Origin of the sequence: Aquamicrobium sp. LC103, from assembly GCF_001014615.2 — a bacterium.
Classification (GTDB): domain Bacteria; phylum Pseudomonadota; class Alphaproteobacteria; order Rhizobiales; family Rhizobiaceae; genus LBCQ02.
This window is the reverse complement of sequence record NZ_LBCQ02000020.1, coordinates 1-19811: the sequence shown is the minus strand read 5'-3', so window position 1 is coordinate 19811 and position 19811 is coordinate 1. Positions and strand designations below refer to the sequence as shown.

Sequence of the window (19811 nt, the reverse complement as noted above, 5' to 3'; positions counted from 1 at the left end):
TCCCCCATCCTTAAATGCGATGCGGGGAGCGTTTTTGTTTTGAATCACACGCATTTTCCGCCTTTCTTGCCCTTCGCAACCATTCCGCGCCGTCGCCGTTAACGAGAGCCTGAATTTCAGACGGCTCGCGAAGGGAGTGGAAATGGTCAACAAGGATCAAGTGAAGGGTCTCGCCAAACAGGGCAAGGGCGCGGTCAAGGAAGCAGCGGGAAAAGCCACCGGCTCGAAGAAGACCGAGGCCAAGGGCAAGATCGAAAAGGCCGCCGGCAAGGTTCAGAAGGCCGCGGGCGATGCCAAGCAGAAGATCAAGCGCGCGATCTAGGTTCCTCAGCGCGGACTTTATGGAGAGGGCGGCCCCCATGCCGCCCTTTTCCGCGTCCGGAAAAGCGGCGGGCAGTTGCCGCCGCGGGGTCAGGGCGATAGAAGGCAGGCTCATTCGCCGCCTCGCCTCCGTAGATCGACCTAGTGCCCGACGGACCTCCCGCCCTTTTCGGCCTCGCGCTCTCCGCCTTCACGTCGGCCACGCTCCTGCCGGGCACGTCGGAGGCGGTGCTGGTGGCGCTTCATGCCTCGCGGGCGGCGCCCGGCTGGCTGCTGCTCATGGTTGCCGCGGTCGCAAACGTCGCCGGCTCCTGCGTCAACTGGGCGCTCGGCCGTTTCGCACTGCACTTCCGCGACCGCAGATGGTTCCCGGTCGGCGAAGCCGCGCTCGCCCGTGCCCAGAAATGGTACGGCAGGTACGGATGGCCGACACTGCTCCTCTCCTGGCTTCCCGTCATCGGCGATCCGCTGACGCTGGCCGCGGGCATTTTGCGCGTGCCTTTTCTTTTCTTCGTGATTCTTGTGGCCTTCGCGAAGACGGCGCGCTATGCCGCGCTCCTGTGGCTCGCGGGTTTCTTCTGACGAAAACTGGTTTGCAAGACGCGCGATGATGGCCCATACCATCGCCGGCAAGTTAGGGAGCATATGATGACATCGACACGCACCGAGACCGATACTTTTGGCCCGATCGAAGTTCAGGCCGACCGCTATTGGGGCGCGCAGGCGCAGCGTTCGCTCGGCAATTTCAAGATCGGCTGGGAAAAGCAGCCGCTTCCGGTGGTTCGCGCCCTCGGTATCGTCAAGCGCGCCGCGGCCGAAGCCAATATGGAGCTCGGCAGGCTCGATGCACAGCTCGGCAAGGCGGTCGTGCAGGCCGCGCAGGAAGTGATCGAAGGCAAGCTCGACGAGCACTTCCCGCTGGTCGTCTGGCAGACCGGCTCGGGCACGCAGTCGAACATGAACGCCAACGAGGTCATCTCCAACCGCGCCATCGAGATTCTCGGCGGCGAGATGGGCTCGAAGAAGCCGGTCCATCCCAACGACCACGTCAATATGAGCCAGTCGTCGAACGACACCTATCCGACGGCCATGCACGTGGCCTGCGCGGAAGAGATCGTCCATCGCCTGCTGCCGGCGCTGCAGAAGCTTCGCAACGCGCTGAACGACAAGTCCGAGGCCTGGAAGGACATCATCAAGATCGGCCGCACGCACACGCAGGACGCCACCCCCCTGACGCTCGGCCAGGAATTCTCCGGCTACACGATGCAGGTACAGAACGGCATCGAACGCATCGAGAGCACTCTGCCCCGGCTGATGGAACTCGCGCAGGGCGGCACGGCGGTCGGCACCGGCCTCAATGCGCCGATCGGCTTCGCCGACAATGTGGCGGAAAAGATCGCGGCGATCACGCAGCTTCCCTTCACCAGCGCGCCCAACAAGTTCGAGGCGCTGGCGGCACACGACGCCATGGTGTTCAGCCACGGCGCCATCAACACGGTCGCCGCCTCGCTGTTCAAGATCGCCAACGACATCCGCTTCCTCGGCTCGGGCCCGCGCTCGGGCCTCGGCGAACTCGCCCTGCCGGAGAACGAGCCCGGCTCCTCCATCATGCCGGGCAAGGTCAATCCGACCCAGTGCGAGGCGCTCACGCAGGTCTGCGTGCAGGTGTTCGGCAACAACGCGGCGCTGACCTTCGCCGGCAGCCAGGGCCATTTCGAGCTCAACGTCTACAATCCGGTGATGGCCTACAATTTCCTGCAATCGGTCCGCCTGATGGCCGACGCGGCGGTCTCCTTCACCGACAATTGCGTGGTCGGCATCGAGGCGCGCGAGGACAACATCAAGGCCGCGCTCGAGCGCTCGCTGATGCTCGTCACCGCGCTCGCGCCGACGATCGGCTACGACAACGCGGCGAAGATCGCCAAGACCGCCCACAAGAACGGCACGACCCTGCGCGAGGAAGCGCTCGCCACCGGCCTGGTGACCGGCGAAGACTACGACCGCATCGTCCGCCCGGAAGCAATGACGCAGCCGGGCTGAACGCATTCGCGGGGCCGGCTCGACGGAGCCGGCCCTTCGCTTCCGACGCCCGGTTCGCCGGAATGAACGCTGTGTCGTCAAATACGCGTCTTTGGTGAACGGTCGCAATCGACTATCTGTCGGCGATCGATCCACCGGAGACCTACCGATGTCCAACACCGTTCTCGCCGGCCAGAAGCCCGGCATCGCGGCAAACAGCCCGGCCCTCATCCTCGCCGGCCGCGTGCTGCTCTCGATCCTCTTCATCATTGCCGGTTTCGGCAAGCTGACCGCCATCAGCGGCACCGCGGGATGGTTCGGCAGCCTCGGCATTCCGATGCCGACGGTCGTCACCGTCGTCGTCGGCCTGCTGGAACTGTTCGGCGGCCTCGCGATCCTGGTCGGCTTCCAGACGCGCCTTGCGGCCATTGCGCTGGCGGTATTCACCATCGCCGCCTCGCTGATCGCGCATCTCGACTTCGCCGATCAGATGCAGTCCCTGCTCTTCCAGAAGAACCTCTCCATCACCGGCGGCCTGCTGATCCTCGCCGCCGTCGGTGCCGGCGCCTTCTCGATCGACGCCAAGCGCGGCTGACGCAAATCGTCGGCAACGCTGCTGTCACAGGGCCCGCCTCGCGCGGGCCCTTTTTCGTTCCGGCCTGCCTCTCCGGCCGTTCTTCGCAACGAACGGCACGGTTTTTCCGCGGCATCTGGATCAGAACCCTCGCCAGGGAGTATATTCTCCCGCGCAGGTTACGTTACGTAAGGATTGCAAGCTGAGGTTAGCGCGCCACATGCGCCGCAACATCAAGGAGGGAATAATGTCCAGCAGCGTAATCACACTGATCGGCCGCATCCTGCTGTCGGTCATCTTCATCCTGTCCGGCTTCGGCAAGCTGGTCGACCCGGGAACCGCTGAAAACGCCATGTCGACCGCCGGCATGATCGCCTCCAAGGGCCTGCCCGCCTCCGTCTTCCTCGCCTATGTCGTGGGGCTGGTCGAGCTGCTTGGCGGACTGGCCGTGCTTGCCGGCTTCTTCACCAGCGCGGCCGCCTGGGTGCTGGCGCTCTTCTGCATCGCCTCCGGCCTCATGTTCCATGTCGGGGCGACTGGCGATCCGACGATGGATGCGATCAATCCCGCCATGCTGATGAAGAATCTGGCCATGGCCGGCGGCCTGCTCGTGCTCGCGGTCGCCGGGCCCGGCTCGATTTCGGTGGACGCGCGGCGGGACTGATCGCCACGTCCGGAAACGGGCCGATCCGGCAGCTCGGCTCCGCTTCGGAGGAACCCCTTGGCCATCGACATCGCAGCTCTCGTGGCGCGCATACTGCTCGCCGCTCTCTTTCTGGAAGCAGGCGTTTCCGGCCTGTTCGACATGGAAGCCGTGGCCGGCTATTTCTCCGGCCTCGGCCTGCCCTTCGCCTATGCGTTGAGCTTGGCGGTGCCCGTCTTCGAGACAGCGGGAGCGCTCTGCCTGCTGCTCGGCCTGGCGATGCGCCCGGCCGCGCTTGTGCTTGCGCTTTTCGCGGTCTCGGCTGCCTTCATCGGCCATTACGGCCAGGGCGTCGGCGATCCGGTGCTCGCGCTGATGCACCGGCAGGCCTTCATGAAGGACATTGCCGTCGCCGGCGGGCTTGTCGCGCTGGCGGCGCTTGGACCGGGAAGGTTTGCGCTAATGCCGCGACGCCCTCAGGAGCCCGACTGAACTCTCGCCACGATCTCGTCTACCACCGCCGCGTCGGCGGCGCTGCGCGCGCGGCGCGAGGCGACCAGGCAGGCCTCCGACCGCAGGATCACGCCATCGTCCAGTATCTTCAGATGGTTGGCGCGCAGCGTCGAGCCTGTGGTGGTGATGTCGACGATGACGTCGGCCGAGCCGGCCGCCGGCGCGCCCTCCGTGGCGCCGAGGCTTTCCACGATGCGGTAGACCTGGATGCCGTGCTTCTGGGAGAAGAACTGCTGCGTCAACCGCCAGTACTTCGTCGCGATCCGCAGCCGGCGGCCATGGCGCTGGCGGAAATCGGCGGCGACGTCGTCGAGATCGGCCATGGTGTCGACGTCGAGCCATGCCTCGGGCACGGCGACCACCACATCGGCGCGGCCGAAGCCGAGCCTGGCACCGATCGCCACCTTGGCCTCGCAATCGGCGAGCGTCTCGCGAACGAGGTCCTCGCCGGTGACGCCGAGGTCGACCGTGCCCTGCCCCAGCTCGCGCGCGATCTCGGAAGCCGAGAGGAACGTCACCTCGATGTCGCCGCGACCTTCGACGCTCGCGCGGTAGCGGCGCTCGTCGCCCGGCTGCGCCACGGCGAAGCCGGCTTTCGCCAGAACCGCCATCGCCTCGTCCTTCAGCCGGCCCTTTGAGGGCAATGCCAGTGTGACCGTCATGCCTGCCCCCGCAGCGTTTCAATGCGGTCGAGCCAGACCGAGAAGCCGACGCCAGGTATCGACGTCTTCGCGCCGAGAAGCGTGAGCAACCGGTCGTAGCGGCCGCCGCCGACCAGCGGACGCTCGCCGTCTTCCGCGGATATCTCGAAGACGAGGCCGGTATAGTAGTCGAGCGGGCGGCCGAAACCCGCGTCATAGGCGATCTTCGCCATCGGCAGGCCGTGCCGCGCCACCGCCTCGGCGCGCGCGGCGAAGAGATCGAGCGAGGAACCGAAGGAGATGCCGGCGCCCGCGGCGAAGCCGCGCAACTCGTCGGCGGCCTTCTCCAGCGGCGCGCGGATGGCCAGGAATTTCTTCAACGCATCGAAGGCGTCCTTCGACAGCCGCACGCTCCTGAGCTCGGCTTTCTCGATGAGGCGCCGGGCGATCTCCTCCGGCGCGCGGCCGGCGGAGGCGGAAAGGCCGGACGCCTCCATTATGCCCGCGACATGCCCGGCGAGACCGGCATGATCGCCGTCGGCGACGAAGGAGGAGACCGGCTCCGCCGGCGCGGCCTTCTGGGAAGGATTGGCGAGGTCTTCCAGCGCCGCGCTCAACTGCTCGGCGGAACCGAAGGCGCGCGCGAGGCGCTTCTGCCAGCCGCGCGGCAGTCCGAGCGCGGCCAGCACCGCCTCGAAGATGCGCTGGTCGCCGAGCGTAACGGCAAGCTCCACGCCGGGCAGAGCGCGAACGAGCAGCTCATGCGCGTCGGCCACCGAGCGGGCGTCGGTCCCAGCGATGTCCGCCCCGCCCAGATCCTCGATGCCGGCCTGGAAGAATTCGCTGCCGCCCTCGCGGCGCTGGCGGAACACCTCGCCCAGGTAGGAATAGCGGCGCGGCGTGCCCGAGCGCGAGCGGATGTGGTCGAGACAGACCGGGATGGTGAATTCCGGCCGCAGGCACAGGCTCTCGCCGGTCTCGCTCTCGGTGAGGAATATGCGGCGACGCAAATCCTCGCCCGCCATGTCGAGGAACGGGTCGGCCGGCTGGATGATCGCCACGTCGGTGAGCGGCGCCCCACGCTCGGCGAACAGCGCGATAATGTCGGGCGCGAAGTCGGGATAGCGGGAGGTCATGGGCGCAACATGCTTTCTCGAATATCGCCGCATGCCGAAAGAACACCCCCCTCCGGCCTGCCGGCCATCTCTCCCTCCAGGAGAAAGATCAACCCAAGCGAACGCTTTCGCCAATCGGCAGGGTCTGAGGAGAGGTGAACTCGTCGAAACCGCCGATCTCCTCCCTTGAGGGGGAGACGGCCGGCAGGCCGGAGGGGGGTGAACATCACAATTTTTCCGCCCGGTCGGCCGCCTGCGCGGCGAGCACCTTGCGCACCGCCTCGACCAGTTCGCCCTCGGCGACCGAGAACTGCGCCGGCCGGCCTTCGCGCCATGCCTCGTTGTCGGCGATCTCGGCCGACAGCCGCGCCCCCTCGATCAGATCCTTGATCTGAACCTCGCCCTTGGCGCGCTCGTCGCCGCCCTGGATCACGACGCACGGCGCGCCACGGCGGTCGGCATATTTCATCTGCGCCTTCATGCCGGCGCCGCCGAGATACATTTCGGCGCGGATGCCGGCCTGGCGCAGGCTCGCCACCATGCGCTGGTAGCGGCCGAGGCTCTCCGTGTCCTTGTCCATGACGAGCACGACGACCGGCGCGATCACATCCGACATGTCGAGCTTGCCGAGGCTCTTCAGCGCAGCCGTCAAGCGCGAGACGCCGATGGAGAAGCCGGTCGCGGGAACCGGCTCGCCGCGGAAGCGCGACACCAGCCCGTCATAGCGCCCGCCGCCGGCGACGGAGCCGAAGCGCACGACCTGGCCCTCGTCATTCGTCACCTCGAAGGTCAGTTCGGCCTCGCAAACCGGACCGGTGTAATATTCGAGGCCGCGCACGACGGAGGGATCGATGCGGACGCGCCCGTCATCATAGCCGGCCGCAGCGACAAGCGCTGCGATCTGATGCAGTTCCTCCACACCGGCGCGACCCTTTTCATTGTCGGCGACGACCGCGAGCAGATTTTGCGCGGTGATCTCGGCGGACGCGGCGCCTGCCTCGGTGAAGGCAATGACGGTTTCGACCGCCTTCTCCTCCAGCCCGGCGCCCTTCGTGAAATCGCCGCTCTCGTCGAGCCGGCCCTTGCCGAGCAGCGCACGCACGCCTTCCGGCCCGAACTTGTCCAGCTTGTCGATGGCGCGCAGCACGGTGAGCCTGCGTCCGGCATTCTCGTCACCGCCGAGGCCGATCGCCTCCAGTACGCCGTCGAGCACCTTGCGGTTGTTGACCCGCACGACATAGTCGCCGCGCCGGATGCCGACGGCTTCCAGCGTATCGGCCATCATCATCGCCATCTCGGCATCGGCCGCCGCGCCAGGCGTTCCGACGATGTCGGCATCGAACTGCATGAACTGGCGGAAGCGCCCCGGACCCGGCTTTTCGTTGCGGAACACCCAGCCGGACCGGTAGGAACGGTAGGGCTTCGGCAACGTCTCGAAATTCTCCGCCACGAAACGGGCGAGCGGCGCCGTCAGGTCGTAGCGCAGCGACAGCCATTGCTCATCGTCGTCCTGGAAGGAGAATACGCCCTCGTTCGGCCGGTCCTGGTCGGGCAGGAATTTTCCGAGCGCGTCGGTATATTCGATCATCGGCTGCTCGCCCGGCTCGAAACCGTAGAGCTCGCAGACCTCGCGGATCTTCGCCGTCATCGCGTCCACGGCGCGGATGTCGCCGGGATGGCGGTCGACGAACCCACGAGGGAGCCGCGCCTTCATCCTGTCCGCCTTGTCAGCCATGGTTCGATCCGTCTGTTTTCGAGGAAAATCCGCCCCTTCAGGGAGCGCGGGTTTCCTAGCCGATATGCCGGGGAGCGGCAAGGGCGGCGGGAACCTCTTTCCTTTCGCTTCATCCGCCCCTATGTCTGTCGTCATGCGACGCGCCGCGCTCATCCTGATGGTCCTGTGTTCCGCCCTGCTCGGCTGGGTGCCGGTCGCCAACAGCGCACTGCATGCGGCGATGGCGATACCGGCTGCCGGGCACTCGCATGAACACGGCGAGACCGCCGGGGATTGCGTGCGGACGAGCGGGCATGATTGCGACAAGGCGGCAAAGAGCGTCCATCCGACGGCGTGTCCCGCCTGCATCGGGCTGGCGGCGGTGCCGCTCTCGGTGCAGCAGAACGCGGGCCGACCGGCGCGCAACGCGTTGAAGGCGGCCATGTTGGAGACCGACGGACCGGACCTGCCGACGCCACCGCCGCGACGCTGATCGATTTCGTCCGCGTCCCGCGCAGCACCCTGCAGCGCGGGAGAACCAACGCTTCAAAACGAAAGAGATCGAAAATGAAGATCAATCATATCGCCGCTACGGCCTCGCTGGCGCTTGCCCTCGGCATCGCCGTTCCTTCCCTCGCCCAGACGAACCATGACGGGCACGGTTCCATGGGGCACTCCATGATGGAAATGGGTGCTCCGAAGGGCGACCAGGGGCCGTCCAGCAAGGCCTTCGCCGAAGCCAATGCGAAGATGCATGAAGGCATGGACATCGAGTTCACCGGCAATGCCGATGCCGACTTCGTGCGCGGCATGATCGCCCATCACCAGGGCGCGATCGACATGGCACGGATCGAGCTCGAATTCGGCAAGGATCCCGAGCTTCGCAAGCTCGCCGACGAGATCATCTCGGCGCAGGAGGCGGAGATCAGGATGATGCAGGGCTGGCTCGAGAAGAACGGCGGGTAAACTCCCCCTCGTCATCCCGGGCAACCGAGCGCAGCGAGGGCGACCCGGGACCCATTGAGCGGCACGGCCGGGCGGCAAGTTTTCACCGACATAGGTGAAACACGCCGCCCGGTACGTCCAATCCGGAAAACAACTCCGTATCAAAGGCCTCGTAGTCAATGGAGGACCGGGCCGCGCTCGACGATGTTCGGACCAATGGATCCCGGATAGCCTTCGCTTCGCTTCGGCTTCCGGGATGACGATGTGTGATACGTAGCCTTTCGATGCCATCGACGATGAGAAACGCATCAAGAAGTGGCGCCGCAAATGGAAGCTCGAATTGATCGAGGCGATGAACCCCGATTGGCGCGATCTCTACGAACTTCTCGGCCGGTGACTACGTACCCGGCCGCTCGAAACGGGTGCGGTCGGCCTCCACCTCCGCGCGGCAGAAGCAGCCCTCGATGTGGTCGTTGACGAGGCCCATGGCCTGCATGAAGGCGTAGATCGTGGTCGGGCCGACGAAGGTCCAGCCGCGCTTTTTCAGATCCTTGGAAATACGGGTCGAAACCTCCGTCTTCGGGTTTGCCCGCAGCGTCGGATAGTCGAGCACGGAGGGGCGCTCGTGCGGCCGCGGCTCGAACGACCAGAAATAGCGCGCCAGCGAGCCGCGTTCCTTGCGCAGTTCCACCGCCCGGCGGGCATTGTTGTAGACCGAGGCGATCTTGCCGCGATGGCGGATGATGCCGGCGTTCTGGAGATGTCCTTCGATGGCCGCTTCGTCCTCGCGCGCCAGCCGCTCGAAGTCGAAGCCGTGGAACGCCTCGCGGAAATTGTCGCGCTTGCGCAGGATGGTCAGCCAGGAAAGCCCCGACTGAAAGCCTTCCAGGCAGAGCTTTTCGAAAAGGCGGACGTCGTCGCCGACGGGGCGTCCCCATTCGAGGTCGTGATAGCGCAGATAGTCCGGCAGATTGCCGTGCCAGAAGCAGCGCGTCCTGCCGTCCTCGCCCCGCACCAGCCCCGTGTTTTCCTCGTCCATGTCCGCCTTCCGCCTCTCGTTAAGCGTGTCTTTACCAACCTGTTCAACCGCGCGGTAACCACAGCAAAAGCTTTACGGGAAATCGCGCATTTTATGAAAGCGCATTCACGATTTCGTGGCGCGATCTCCTGACAATCGCGGCAACAGGAAGGGAAAGCCACCCGCTTTCCGCCTCAACTGTCGCTTGGAGAACGCATGCGATGAAGAAGTTCCTTCTGTTGACAGGCTCGGCCCTCCTCATCGGCCTGGGGCAGCAGCCGGCGGCGGCTCAGGACCGCTATGCGCAGCGCCCGCCCGTGGTCGTCAGCCCCGACCTTTCCGCACCGTGGGTGATGCAGCTTCAGCGCGCGCCGGTCGCCGCCCACAAGCGCCAGCTCCGCAAGGAGCTTCCCGGCGTGACGATGGGGGTCGCCCGTGAACCGGTCGTGCGTAACCGGCCTCGCGTCGAGGCCCGCCCGCGGCGCTCCGACATTGTGCAGACGGCGGCGGTCGCGGGCGCCGCCAGGGACGTCAAGCCGGCGATCGATTCGAAATACCTGCCGCAGACCGTCGCCTATGACGGGCCGCACAAACCCGGCACCATCGTCATCGACACGCGCGAGAACCTGCTCTATCTCGTCGAGGCGGGCGGCCAGGCGCGACGCTACGGCGTCGGCACCGGCAAGCCGGGCTTCGAATGGGCGGGCGAGCACAAGGTGACCTCGAAGCGCGAATGGCCCGATTGGCGGCCGCCGGCCGAGATGATCGCCCGCGAGAAAAAGAAGGGCCGCGTCCTGCCGGCCCACATGAAGGGCGGCCCGGAAAATCCGCTCGGCGCGCGCGCCCTTTACCTCGGCTCCACGCTCTACCGCATCCACGGCACCAACCAGCCCTGGACGATCGGCCGGGCCGTTTCCTCGGGCTGCATCCGCATGCGCAACGAGGACGTGATCGACCTCTACGGGCGGGTCAAGGTCGGCACGAGGGTGATCGTCAGCTAGCGGGGGAATCTGGAGCGGGGGAAAGGCCAGCCCGCCAACGGGGCCGGCCACAAAAAGGCGGCAGGTTCGCTCCGCTGCCGCGCAAAAAGGGCAGCATGGTCGGGGGGCCATGCTGCCTTTGCCTTTCTGGATGCCGGGCACGGGGCCGGACGACGGCAATTTGTCCATTTTCCTGCCCTGCCCTATAAGAAACGCGGCTGGAGGAGCAGCCGAATCGGGAGGGGGACGCATGGACAGTCTGATCACTGTATTTCTGCCGCTTGCGCTGGCGATCATCATGTTCTCGCTGGGGCTCGGCCTCACGCTCGATGATTTCCGCCGCATACTGGTCAAGCCGAAGGCCTTCGCGGTCGGCGCCTTCGCCCAGCTCATCCTGATTCCGGTCGTTGCCTATATCCTCGCGGTTCTGTTCAAGCTGCCGCCCGAGCTTGCCGTCGGCATGATGATCCTGGCCTTCTGCCCCGGCGGCGTCACCGCCAACCTGCTGACCAAGCTCGCGGGCGGCGAAGTTGCGCTGTCGATTTCGCTGACCGGCGTCATAAGCCTCGTCGCGGTGTTCACCGTTCCGGTTCTCGTGGTCTTCTTCGCCAATCATTTCATGGGGCTCGACGCGCCCGCGATCAACGTCACCGCGCTCGGCGTCTCCATGTTCCTCATCACGCTCGTACCGGTCGCCGTCGGCATCCTGGTACGACGCTTCGCGAAAGACTTCGCCATCAAGCTCGAGGGAATCGTCTCGAAGATCGCGGTGGTGATGTTCGTGATCGTCGTGGTGGGCGCGCTTGGCGCCAACTGGCGCGTCTTCATGGACAACGCCTTGATCCTCGCCCCGGCCCTCGTCATCCTCAACGTCATCCTGCTCGCGGCCGGCCTCGCCTTCGGCAGGCTCTTTTCGCTCACCGAGGCGCAGGGCCGCGCCATCGCCCTGGAGACGGGCATACAGAACGCCACGCTCGGCATTACCGTCGGCTCGCTTATCGTCGAGCAGGCGAGCGCGCTGCCGCCCTTCAGCCTACCCTCCGGCGTCTACGGCATCACCATGTATCTGGTGTCGATCCCGTTCGTGTTCTGGCTGAGGCGAAGGCGGGTTGAAGCCGCCGCGATTCGTTGAAACGGCGTCACCGCAGCCCTATTCGGCGGGCGACCAACTCCGGACCGGTATCCGCCTCCGTCACGCCCCGAGGCCGCGCGCCGCCATAGGCCCAGTCGAGCAGCTTCACCGTATGAATGACCGGCAGGTCCGATCCAGAGGCGATCTGGGTCATGCAGCCGATATTGCCGGTGGCGACCACCGTCGCGCCGGTCGCCTCGATGTTCTTCACCTTGCGGTCGCGCAGGCGGGCCGAAATCTCCGGCTGCAGGATGTTGTAGGTGCCGGCCGAACCGCAGCACAGATGCCCCTCGCGCGGCTCGCGCACCTCGAACCCCGCCTTCGCCAGCAATTCCCTGGGCTGGCGAACGATCTTCTGACCGTGCTGCATCGAGCAGGCCGAGTGATAGGCCACCACAACGCCCGGCCGGATGGCGGGCTCCGGCAGATCGAGCGTGGCCAGATATTCGGTCACGTCCTTGGCCAGTGCCGAGACCCGCTTCGCCTTTTCGGCATAGGCGGGATCGAGACGCAGCATGAAGCCGTAATCCTTGATCGTCGTGCCGCAGCCCGACGCGGTGATGACGATGGCGTCGAGACCGCCTTCGTCGATCTGCCTCGTCCACGCGTCGACATTGCGCCGCGCGCTGTCGAGCGCCTGTTCCTCGCGGCCCATGTGGTGGACCAGCGCGCCGCAGCAGCCCTCCCCTTCCGGCACCACCACCTCGATGCCGAGCCTGGTCAGGAGCGAGATCGCGGCTTCGTTGATGCCCGGCTCCAGCACCGGCTGGGCGCAGCCGGTGAGGATGGCGACGCGTCCGCGCGGCGCGCCCTTAGCCTCGTGGACGGACGGCCTTGCCGCCGCCGATACCGGCGGGACGGCGCCCGGCGCGAGCTTCAGCATCGCCGCCACCGGCTTCAGCGGGCGAACCGCGTCGAACAGCCCGGCAAAGGGTCGCCCGAGCCCCGCCAGCCGCAGGGCGAAGCGGAAACGCCCGGGATAGGGCAGCACGGCCGCAAGAACCGTCCGCGTCAACCGGTCGAAAAACGGGCGCCGATAGGTCTTCTCGATATGCGCGCGGGCATGGTCGACGAGATGCATGTAGTTCACGCCCGAGGGACAGGTCGTCATGCAGGACAGGCAGGAAAGGCAGCGGTCGATATGGGTGACGACCTCCTTGTCGGCCGGCCGGCCGTTCTCCAGCATGTCCTTGATGAGGTAGATGCGGCCGCGCGGGCTGTCGAGCTCATTGCCGAGCGTCACATAGGTCGGACAGGTCGCCGTGCAGAAACCGCAATGGACGCATTTGCGCAGGATCTTCTCGGATTCCGCGACATGCGGATCGGCGAGCTGCTCGGGCGTGAAGGTGGTTTGCAAGGGTTAGAGCATCCAGCTTTCGGGGTTCCTGATGGGCTCGCCCCGGCTCACTGCCTGAAGGCCGACGATGCAGCGCACGATCACCCAGATCGCGACGGCGATCGCCAGCAGGAAGCCGATGAAGACGAACATGAGAAGAATCGACACGAAGCCGCCGAGCAACGCGATCCAGAAGGTACGGATCGCCCAGGTATAGTGCGTCTCGATCCAGCCGCCGGCCTTGCCCCGATTCATATAGGCGAGCACGATCCCGATCAGCGTGGTTATGCCGATCACGAAGCCGACGAGATAGAGGATGTAGATGATCTGGACGTTCGTTGCCCCGGGCTCGAGCCAGCGATCGGTCTGGCGGGCGGGCGGCGGGGGCGGCGTGTTCTGGTCAGTCATGGCATTGTCTCCCATTGGCACGGACGAAAGGCTATCACATCCTCACGTTGCGGCCATCCTGCCGGGGTTGAGGATGCCATTGGGATCGAACTGCTCCTTCAGGCGCGCCGAGAGCGCGGCAAGCGCGGGCGGTTGCGGCTGGAACACCGGCACGGCGGCGCGGATGGCGGGCGCGGCGCGCACCAGTGTGGCGTGCCCGCCGCCGAATTGCGCAAGGAGACGACGCACGGCCTCGACTTCCGGATCAGCCTCCATGCGCAGCCAGACGAGACCGCCCTGCCAGTCGTAGAAGGCATCGACGGCCGCCTCCATGCGCAGCGCCATCACCATCCCGTGGGCCGCCATCGGCGCCATTGAGACGCGCCAGACCGGGCGCCGCGTGCCGTCGGCGAAGGGCATGCAGTCGCGGATTTCGCTCCACAGCAGGCGCGACTGCGGCTCCTCGATCCGCTCGACAACGCCATATTCGCCGAGCAGCCGGACCAGACCGTCGAACCTGTAGGCGACCGACGGGCCGAAGCCCTCGAGCCTGAAAAGCGTCGAGCCCTTGCCCTTGAGCGCGCCGTCGATGACGCGGCCGGTGACGCTTTCGGGCAGATGCGCGGCACCCGCCACCTCGCCGCTCGAGCCCATGGCCAGCGCCATGGCCGAAGCGGCCGCTTCCTCGGTCAGCCCGCGGAGCGCGAAGGTCACTTCGGTCTGTGCGGCCGGCAGGACCTTGAAGGTGAGATCGGTGACGACGGCGAGCGTCCCCCATGAGCCGGCCATCGCCTTGGAGAGATCGTAGCCGGTAACGTTCTTGACCACCCGCCCGCCCGACTTGAACGCCTCGCCCCGGCCGGAAACGGCGTGCACGCCGAGGATATGGTCGCGCGCGGCTCCCGCCTTGATGCGGCGCGGGCCGGCGAGGTTCGCCGCGAGCACGCCGCCGATCGTGCCGCTCTTGCGCCCGCCATCCGCTTCGCCGCCGAGCAGCGGGGCATAGTCCATCGGCTCGAAGGCGAGTTCCTGGCCATGCTCCGCCAGCAACGCTTCAATCTCGGCAAGCGGCGTGCCGGCACGCGCGGAAAGCACCAGCTCCTCCGGCTCGTAGAGCGTCACGCCGGAAAGCCGGGAAAGGTCGAGCGCATGCTCGCTCTGCGCCGGGCGGCCGATGCCGCGCTTGGTGCCGTGGCCCAGCACTTCCAGCGGCGCCTCCTCCGAGACCGCCCATTGCACGGCGTCGAGCACCTCCGCGGATGTCGAGGGTGTGAAGGTGGTCATGGCAGCGCCACCGCTTCTTCCTCGCCCCCGCAAAGCGGGCGAGAGACGTCGAGGCGCAGCCGAGACGGAGAGGGGGACCACGCCTCAACAAGCATCTTCGTTTCCGTTCTTTGGATTGCCATATATGAACCGCGGATCCGCCGAAGCGACATCGCGGCGCGATGGATTCAAGCGAACGACAGCGTTCCGCTCCGCAGCCACCCCTCAAAACCTCGGAATGTCGGGAAACGCCACCTGGCCGCGATGAATGTGCATGCGGCCGAGCTCCGCGCAGCGGTGGAGCTGCGGGAAGACCTTTCCCGGGTTGAGCAGGTGATCCGGATCGAAGGCGCATTTCACCCGGATCTGCTGGTCGAGGTCGGCCTTGCCGAACATTTCCGTCATCAGGTCGCGCTTCTCGACGCCGACGCCGTGTTCGCCGGTCAGCACGCCGCCGACCTTGACGCACAGCCGCAATATGTCGGCGCCGAACTGCTCGGCCTTGTCGAGCTCGCCTGGCTTGTTGGCATCGTAGAGGATCAGCGGATGGAGGTTGCCGTCGCCGGCGTGGAAGACGTTGGCGACCCGCAGCCCGTATTTTTCCGAAAGCTCGCGCATGCCGGAAAGCACTTTCGGCAGTTCCTTGCGCGGGATCGTGCCGTCCATGCAATAATAGTCCGGCGAGATGCGGCCAACGGCCGGAAAGGCCGCCTTGCGACCGGCCCAGAAGATCAGCCGTTCCTCTTCCGAGGTCGAGATGCGGCAGGTGGTGGAACCGTTCTTCAGCGCGATCGCCTCGACCTCGCCGATCAGGTGATCGACCTCGGCGGCGGGTCCGTCGAGCTCGACGATCAGCAGCGCCTCGACGTCGAGCGGATAGCCGGCGTCGAGGAAATCCTCCGCCGCATGGATCGCCGGCCGGTCCATCATCTCCATGCCGCCGGGGATGATGCCGGCGCCGATGATGTCGGCGACGCACTGGCCGCCCTGCTCGCTGGTCGGGAAGCCGAGAAGCACGGCGCGCGCCGTCTCCGGCTTCTTCAATATACGCACGGTGACCTCGGTCACCACGCCGAGCAGGCCTTCCGAGCCGGTCATGATGCCGAGCAGGTCGTATCCTTCCGCGTCGAGATGCTTGCCGCCAAGGCGTACCACCTCGCCGTTCATTAGCACCATCTCGATGCCGAGCACGTTGTTGGCGGTCAGGCCGTATTTGAGGCAGTGCACGCCGCCCGAATTCTCCGCGACATTGCCGCCGATCGAGCAGGCGATCTGCGAGGAAGGGTCGGGGGCGTAGTAGAAGCCCTCGTGCTGGACGGCATTGGTGATGCCGAGATTGGTGACGCCCGGCTGCGCGGTGACGGTGCGATTGGCGTAGTCGATGTCGAGAATGCGGTTGAAGCGGCTCATGACGAGGAGCACGGCGTCCTCGAGCGGCAGCGCGCCGCCGGAGAGCGAGGTGCCGGAGCCGCGCGGCACGACGCGGATGGCACGGTCCGAGCAATATTTGAGGATGCGGGCGACCTGCGCGGTCGTCTCCGGCAGCACCACGACCAACGGAAGCTGGCGATAGGCGGTCAGCCCGTCGCTTTCGAAGGCACGCATCGAATTCTCGGCATCCACCACGCCCTCGCCCGGGACGATGATGCGCATGTCGGCGACGATCTCGTCCCGCCGCGCGATCGTCGCGGCGTCGGGCTTCGGCATGATCAGGCCGGTCATGGGGCTGCCTCATCTCCAAGTGGTAAAATCTCTTTACCAGTTATACGGAAGGCCTGCAACAATCTCTTTCGAAAAGCAGTCAAAGCCGCACGCCTACGTCACTTGCGGATAAAAAATTTGACCACGCCTGCTTCTCGGCACTATTCTAACGTGCCCGGTTCCACATATGAAAGCCAAGTGAGCGACATCTTTTCCCGCATAGAGCATTCGCGCACGGCGGATGACGTGATCGAGCAGATCGAGATGCTGATCCTCGAGGGCGTCGTGCGCGTCGGCGACCGGCTGCCGGGAGAGCGCGAGCTTGCCCGGCAGTTCGACGTGTCGCGGCCGATCGTGCGCGACGCCTTGAAGGCGCTGGAGGCGCGCGGGCTTGTCGTGACCCGTCCAGGCGGCGGGACGATGGTCGCCGACGTGATCGGCGAGGTGTTCGCGCCGCCGGTGATGGAGCTGATTACCCAGCACCGCAAGGCGGCGGCCGACTATCTCGAATACCGGCGCGAGGTCGAAGGCATCGCCGCCGAATTCGCGGCCAGGCGCGCCACCGCCGACGACCGTGCGCTCCTCTCCGACATCATGAGGCGCATGGAGGAAGCCCATGCGCGCGGCGATTTCGAGGAGGAGGTGGCGATCGACGTCGAGTTCCACAACGCGGTCGGCGAATGCGCGCACAACATCGTGCTCCTGCACACGCTGCGCTCCTGCTACCGGCTGCTTTCCGACGGAGTCTTCCTCAGCCGCAGCCTGATCTACGCGACGCCGGCGGCGCAGGACGTTCTGCTCGCCCAGCACCGTGCGATATTCGACGCCGTGGTCTCGGGCGATGCCGCCGGGGCCAGGCAGGCCGCGCGCGGCCATATCGACTATGTCGAGCGCGCCATGGCCGAGGCCGAGCGCTCCGGCGAATGGCAGCGCGTCGCGCGGCTTCGGCTGCGGCAAAGAAAGAACGCCGACGGCATACCCATCGACGCCGAGACCTGATTTACTCCACCGAACGAAGCAACCCACAGGCTCCAGGAAGCAATCGTGCATCTCCCGAACAACCAGAAACCCCGCGTCGGCCTGTTCGTCACATGCCTCGTCGACCTCTTCCGCCCGACCGTGGGTTTCGCCGCCGTCAAGCTGATCGAGGATGCGGGCTGTGCCGTGGAGGTGCCGGCCGCGCAGACCTGCTGCGGCCAGCCGGCCTACAATTCCGGCGACCGGGCGGACACGCGAGCGATCGCCGAGAACACGATCGCGGCCTTCGAGGAATACGACTACGTCGTCGCACCTTCCGGTTCCTGCGCGGGCATGCTGAAGAAACATTATCCGGCGCTCTTCAAGGGCGACGCGGCATGGGAGAGCCGCGCGGCCGCCTTTTCGGAAAAGGTGCACGAGCTGGTGAGCTTCCTGGTCGACGTGCTTCACGTCTCCTCGGTGGAGGCGCGCATGCAGGGCAGCGTCACCTACCACGATTCCTGCTCGGGCCTGCGCGAGCTCGGCATCCGCGAACAGCCGCGCAAGCTGTTGGGCTCGGTGGAGGGCCTCGCCCTCAAGGAGATGCAGGAAGCCGACGTCTGCTGTGGCTTCGGCGGCACTTTCTGCGTCAAATATTCCGACATCTCCAATGCCATCGTCTCGAAGAAGACGGAAAACATCCGCGAGGCGGGCGCCGGCACATTGCTCGCCGGCGATCTCGGCTGCCTCATGAACATGGCGGGCAAGCTGAAGCGCGAGGGCTCGGCGGTCGAGGTGCGCCACGTCGCCGAGGTGCTCGCCGGCATGAGCGACGCGCCGCCCATCGGCGGGAGGGGGTGAGGGTGACGATTGCAGTGAAACCGCTCGATTTCGCACCCCCTCCACCACGCTTCGCGCGGTCCTTCGTGGCGAGCCGCTTGTCTCGCCCGTTCTTCGAAACCCTCGCTTCGCAGGGAAGGATCCAGAGTGCGGCCGATCGCAACGCCCGTTCCTCCCCTGCGAAGCGGGGGGTCCGAAGGACGCCCGAAGGGCCGGAGGGGGCGCTAGGCGCCGGCGTTGCAACGGCTCCCTCATACAGCCGGGAGCTCCGCTCATGCAGATAACCTCTCCCTCCTTCAAGGAAAACTCCCGCGGCGCGCTGGCTGACGCCCAGCTCCAGCGCGCGCTCGGCAACGTCCGCGCCGGCTTCATCGACAAGCGCAGGAAGGCGATCGAAGCGCTGCCGGAATTCGACGCCCTGCGCGACAGCGCGCGCGACATCAAGAACCACGTTCTCGAAAATCTCGACCTCTATCTCGAAGCCTATGAGAAGCAGGTGATCGCGGCCGGGGGGCACGTGCACTGGGCGGAAACCGCCGAGGACGCACGGCGGATCGTGCTCGAGATCTGCCGTAATGCCAAAGCGAAAACGGTGACCAAGGGCAAGTCGATGATCACCGAGGAGATCGGGCTCAACGATTTCCTCGAGGAGAACGACATCCGCCCGGTCGAGACCGATCTCGGCGAATACATCATCCAGCTTCGCGGCGAGCACCCGAGCCACATCATCGCGCCCGCCGTCCACCTCAACCGCGACCAGGTCGAGAGCGACTTCCGCCGCGTGCACACGCATCTGCCCGCCGCGCGCGACCTCACGGAGCCGGAAACGCTGCTCTCGGAAGCGCGCGAGGTGCTGCGCAAGGAATATTTCGCCGCCGATGTCGGCATCACCGGCGCCAATTTCCTCGTCGCCGAAACCGGCTCGTCGATCATCGTCACCAACGAGGGCAATGGCGACCTGACGCAGATCCTGCCGCGCGTGCACGTCGCCATGGCGTCGATCGAGAAGATCGTGCCGACGCTCGAGGACGCGGCACAGATCCTGCGGGTGCTGGCACGTTCCGCGACCGGCCAGGACATGAGCGTCTACACCACGGTCTCGACCGGCCCGCGGCGGCCGGGCGACCCGGACGGGCCGGAGGAATACCACGTCGTCCTGCTCGACAACGGCCGCTCCTCGATGCTCGGCACCGAGTTCCAGGACATGCTGCGCTGCATACGCTGCGGCGCGTGTATGAACCATTGTCCGGTCTATCACGCCGTCGGCGGCCACGCCTATGGCTGGGTCTATCCCGGTCCGATGGGCGCGGTCCTCACGCCCTCGCTGATCGGCGTCGAGAAAGGCGGCCACCTGCCCAACGCCTCGACCTTCTGTGGCCGCTGCGAGAGCGTTTGCCCGATGAAGATACCGCTGCCGAAGATGATGCGGCACTGGCGCGAGCGCGAATTCGAGCGCGGCCTGAATCCCGCCGTGCCGCGCTACGGACTCAAATTCTGGGCCTGGTTCGCGAAGCGGCCGACGCTCTACCGGTTGGCCTCGTCCATCGGCGTTCCCGCACTTTCCGCCCTCGGCGGCGCGAAGAGACGCTTCCGCTCCCTGCCGCTTGCCGGCGGCTGGACGAAATACCGCGACCTTCCGGCACCGGAAAGCCGTACTTTCATGCAGCAATGGAAGCAGCGCGAGGCGCTGAAGCAGGAGGCGACGCGGTGAT

General features: G+C 66.1%; 21 protein-coding genes and 1 pseudogene. 14 read left to right on the top strand and 8 right to left on the bottom strand.

What is annotated here, in order from left to right; all coding sequences use genetic code 11:
- Positions 1-142 precede the first annotated feature (142 nt).
- The 6 genes from XW59_RS28600 (at position 143) to XW59_RS28575 (ending at position 4049) form a co-directional block, all read left to right on the top strand.
- The gene (locus XW59_RS28600) at positions 143-322 is read left to right on the top strand and encodes a CsbD family protein (RefSeq protein ID WP_047149036.1); all 180 of its coding nucleotides are present in this window, start codon (positions 143-145) and stop codon (positions 320-322) included.
- Between the two features lie 143 nt (positions 323-465).
- Positions 466-903 (top strand): YqaA family protein, encoded by a 438-nt coding sequence (locus XW59_RS28595; protein ID WP_047149037.1) that lies wholly within the window; start codon positions 466-468, stop codon positions 901-903.
- Between the two features lie 66 nt (positions 904-969).
- Positions 970-2361, top strand: coding sequence for a class II fumarate hydratase (gene fumC, locus XW59_RS28590; RefSeq protein WP_047149060.1), 1392 nt, complete (start codon positions 970-972; stop codon positions 2359-2361).
- Between the two features lie 148 nt (positions 2362-2509).
- Complete coding sequence (locus tag XW59_RS28585; protein WP_047149038.1) at positions 2510-2935, top strand: DoxX family protein; 426 nt, start codon at positions 2510-2512, stop codon at positions 2933-2935.
- Positions 2936-3161: 226 nt separating this feature from the next.
- Positions 3162-3578, top strand: a complete 417-nt coding sequence (locus XW59_RS28580; RefSeq protein ID WP_047149061.1) for a DoxX family protein — start codon at positions 3162-3164, stop codon at positions 3576-3578.
- A gap of 57 nt (positions 3579-3635) precedes the next feature.
- Positions 3636-4049 (top strand): DoxX family protein, encoded by a 414-nt coding sequence (locus tag XW59_RS28575; RefSeq protein ID WP_047149039.1) that lies wholly within the window; start codon positions 3636-3638, stop codon positions 4047-4049.
- Here XW59_RS28575 and hisG read toward each other — a convergent pair.
- From hisG to hisS, 3 genes are all read right to left on the bottom strand, one after another.
- Entirely contained in the window at positions 4034-4732 is a 699-nt protein-coding gene (gene hisG / locus XW59_RS28570; RefSeq protein ID WP_137327117.1) for an ATP phosphoribosyltransferase, read from the bottom strand. The genes XW59_RS28575 and hisG overlap by 16 nt on opposite strands.
- Positions 4729-5847, bottom strand: coding sequence for an ATP phosphoribosyltransferase regulatory subunit (locus XW59_RS28565; RefSeq protein ID WP_047149041.1), 1119 nt, complete (start codon positions 5845-5847; stop codon positions 4729-4731). Before XW59_RS28565 ends, hisG begins: the two co-directional genes overlap by 4 nt.
- A 205-nt stretch (positions 5848-6052) precedes the next feature.
- Positions 6053-7561: a histidine--tRNA ligase gene (hisS, locus tag XW59_RS28555; protein WP_047149042.1), complete on the bottom strand. Its 1509-nt coding sequence runs from the start codon at positions 7559-7561 to the stop codon at positions 6053-6055.
- A 121-nt stretch (positions 7562-7682) separates the two neighbouring features.
- Between hisS and XW59_RS28550 the strand changes: the two genes are divergently transcribed.
- From XW59_RS28550 to XW59_RS29735, 3 genes and pseudogenes are all read left to right on the top strand, one after another.
- On the top strand, positions 7683-8033 hold the full coding sequence (locus tag XW59_RS28550; protein WP_047149043.1) for a hypothetical protein: 351 nt from the start codon (positions 7683-7685) through the stop codon (positions 8031-8033).
- A 74-nt stretch (positions 8034-8107) separates the two neighbouring features.
- Complete coding sequence (locus XW59_RS28545) at positions 8108-8506, top strand: DUF305 domain-containing protein (RefSeq protein WP_047149044.1); 399 nt, start codon at positions 8108-8110, stop codon at positions 8504-8506.
- A gap of 262 nt (positions 8507-8768) precedes the next feature.
- Positions 8769-8882, top strand: a pseudogene (locus XW59_RS29735) (GIY-YIG nuclease family protein); the annotation flags it as partial.
- On the opposite strand, the gene XW59_RS28535 reads toward XW59_RS29735, so the two are convergent.
- A complete protein-coding gene (locus tag XW59_RS28535) occupies positions 8883-9524 on the bottom strand; it encodes a DNA-3-methyladenine glycosylase I (RefSeq protein WP_047149045.1) in 642 nt (213 codons plus the stop codon).
- Positions 9525-9724: 200 nt separating this feature from the next.
- On the opposite strand from XW59_RS28535, the gene XW59_RS28530 reads away from it, so the two are divergent.
- On the top strand, positions 9725-10504 hold the full coding sequence (locus XW59_RS28530) for a L,D-transpeptidase (RefSeq protein ID WP_047149046.1): 780 nt from the start codon (positions 9725-9727) through the stop codon (positions 10502-10504).
- A gap of 229 nt (positions 10505-10733) precedes the next feature.
- On the top strand, positions 10734-11615 hold the full coding sequence (locus XW59_RS28525) for a bile acid:sodium symporter family protein (protein ID WP_047149047.1): 882 nt from the start codon (positions 10734-10736) through the stop codon (positions 11613-11615).
- A gap of 7 nt (positions 11616-11622) precedes the next feature.
- Here XW59_RS28525 and glcF read toward each other — a convergent pair whose 3' ends face one another.
- The 4 genes from glcF to XW59_RS28505 all read right to left on the bottom strand — a co-directional run bounded on the left by glcF (position 11623) and on the right by XW59_RS28505 (position 16323).
- Entirely contained in the window at positions 11623-12972 is a 1350-nt protein-coding gene (gene glcF, locus XW59_RS28520) for a glycolate oxidase subunit GlcF (protein WP_137327116.1), read from the bottom strand.
- A 3-nt stretch (positions 12973-12975) separates the two neighbouring features.
- The gene (locus XW59_RS28515; protein ID WP_047149062.1) at positions 12976-13359 is read right to left on the bottom strand and encodes a membrane protein; all 384 of its coding nucleotides are present in this window, start codon (positions 13357-13359) and stop codon (positions 12976-12978) included.
- Between the two features lie 42 nt (positions 13360-13401).
- A complete protein-coding gene (glcE, locus tag XW59_RS28510) occupies positions 13402-14622 on the bottom strand; it encodes a glycolate oxidase subunit GlcE (protein WP_047149049.1) in 1221 nt (406 codons plus the stop codon).
- Between the two features lie 204 nt (positions 14623-14826).
- The gene (locus XW59_RS28505; RefSeq protein ID WP_047149050.1) at positions 14827-16323 is read right to left on the bottom strand and encodes an FAD-linked oxidase C-terminal domain-containing protein; all 1497 of its coding nucleotides are present in this window, start codon (positions 16321-16323) and stop codon (positions 14827-14829) included.
- Positions 16324-16500: 177 nt separating this feature from the next.
- On the opposite strand from XW59_RS28505, the gene XW59_RS28500 reads away from it, so the two are divergent.
- The 3 genes from XW59_RS28500 to XW59_RS28490 all read left to right on the top strand — a co-directional run bounded on the left by XW59_RS28500 (position 16501) and on the right by XW59_RS28490 (position 19810).
- Positions 16501-17301, top strand: coding sequence for an FCD domain-containing protein (locus XW59_RS28500; protein WP_047149051.1), 801 nt, complete (start codon positions 16501-16503; stop codon positions 17299-17301).
- 45 nt (positions 17302-17346) lie between these two features.
- Entirely contained in the window at positions 17347-18120 is a 774-nt protein-coding gene (locus XW59_RS28495) for a (Fe-S)-binding protein (protein ID WP_047149052.1), read from the top strand.
- A 253-nt stretch (positions 18121-18373) separates the two neighbouring features.
- Positions 18374-19810 carry a LutB/LldF family L-lactate oxidation iron-sulfur protein gene (locus XW59_RS28490; protein ID WP_047149053.1) on the top strand — a complete coding sequence of 479 codons (1437 nt, stop codon included), beginning with the start codon at positions 18374-18376 and terminating at the stop codon, positions 19808-19810.
- Position 19811: the final 1 nt, after the last annotated feature.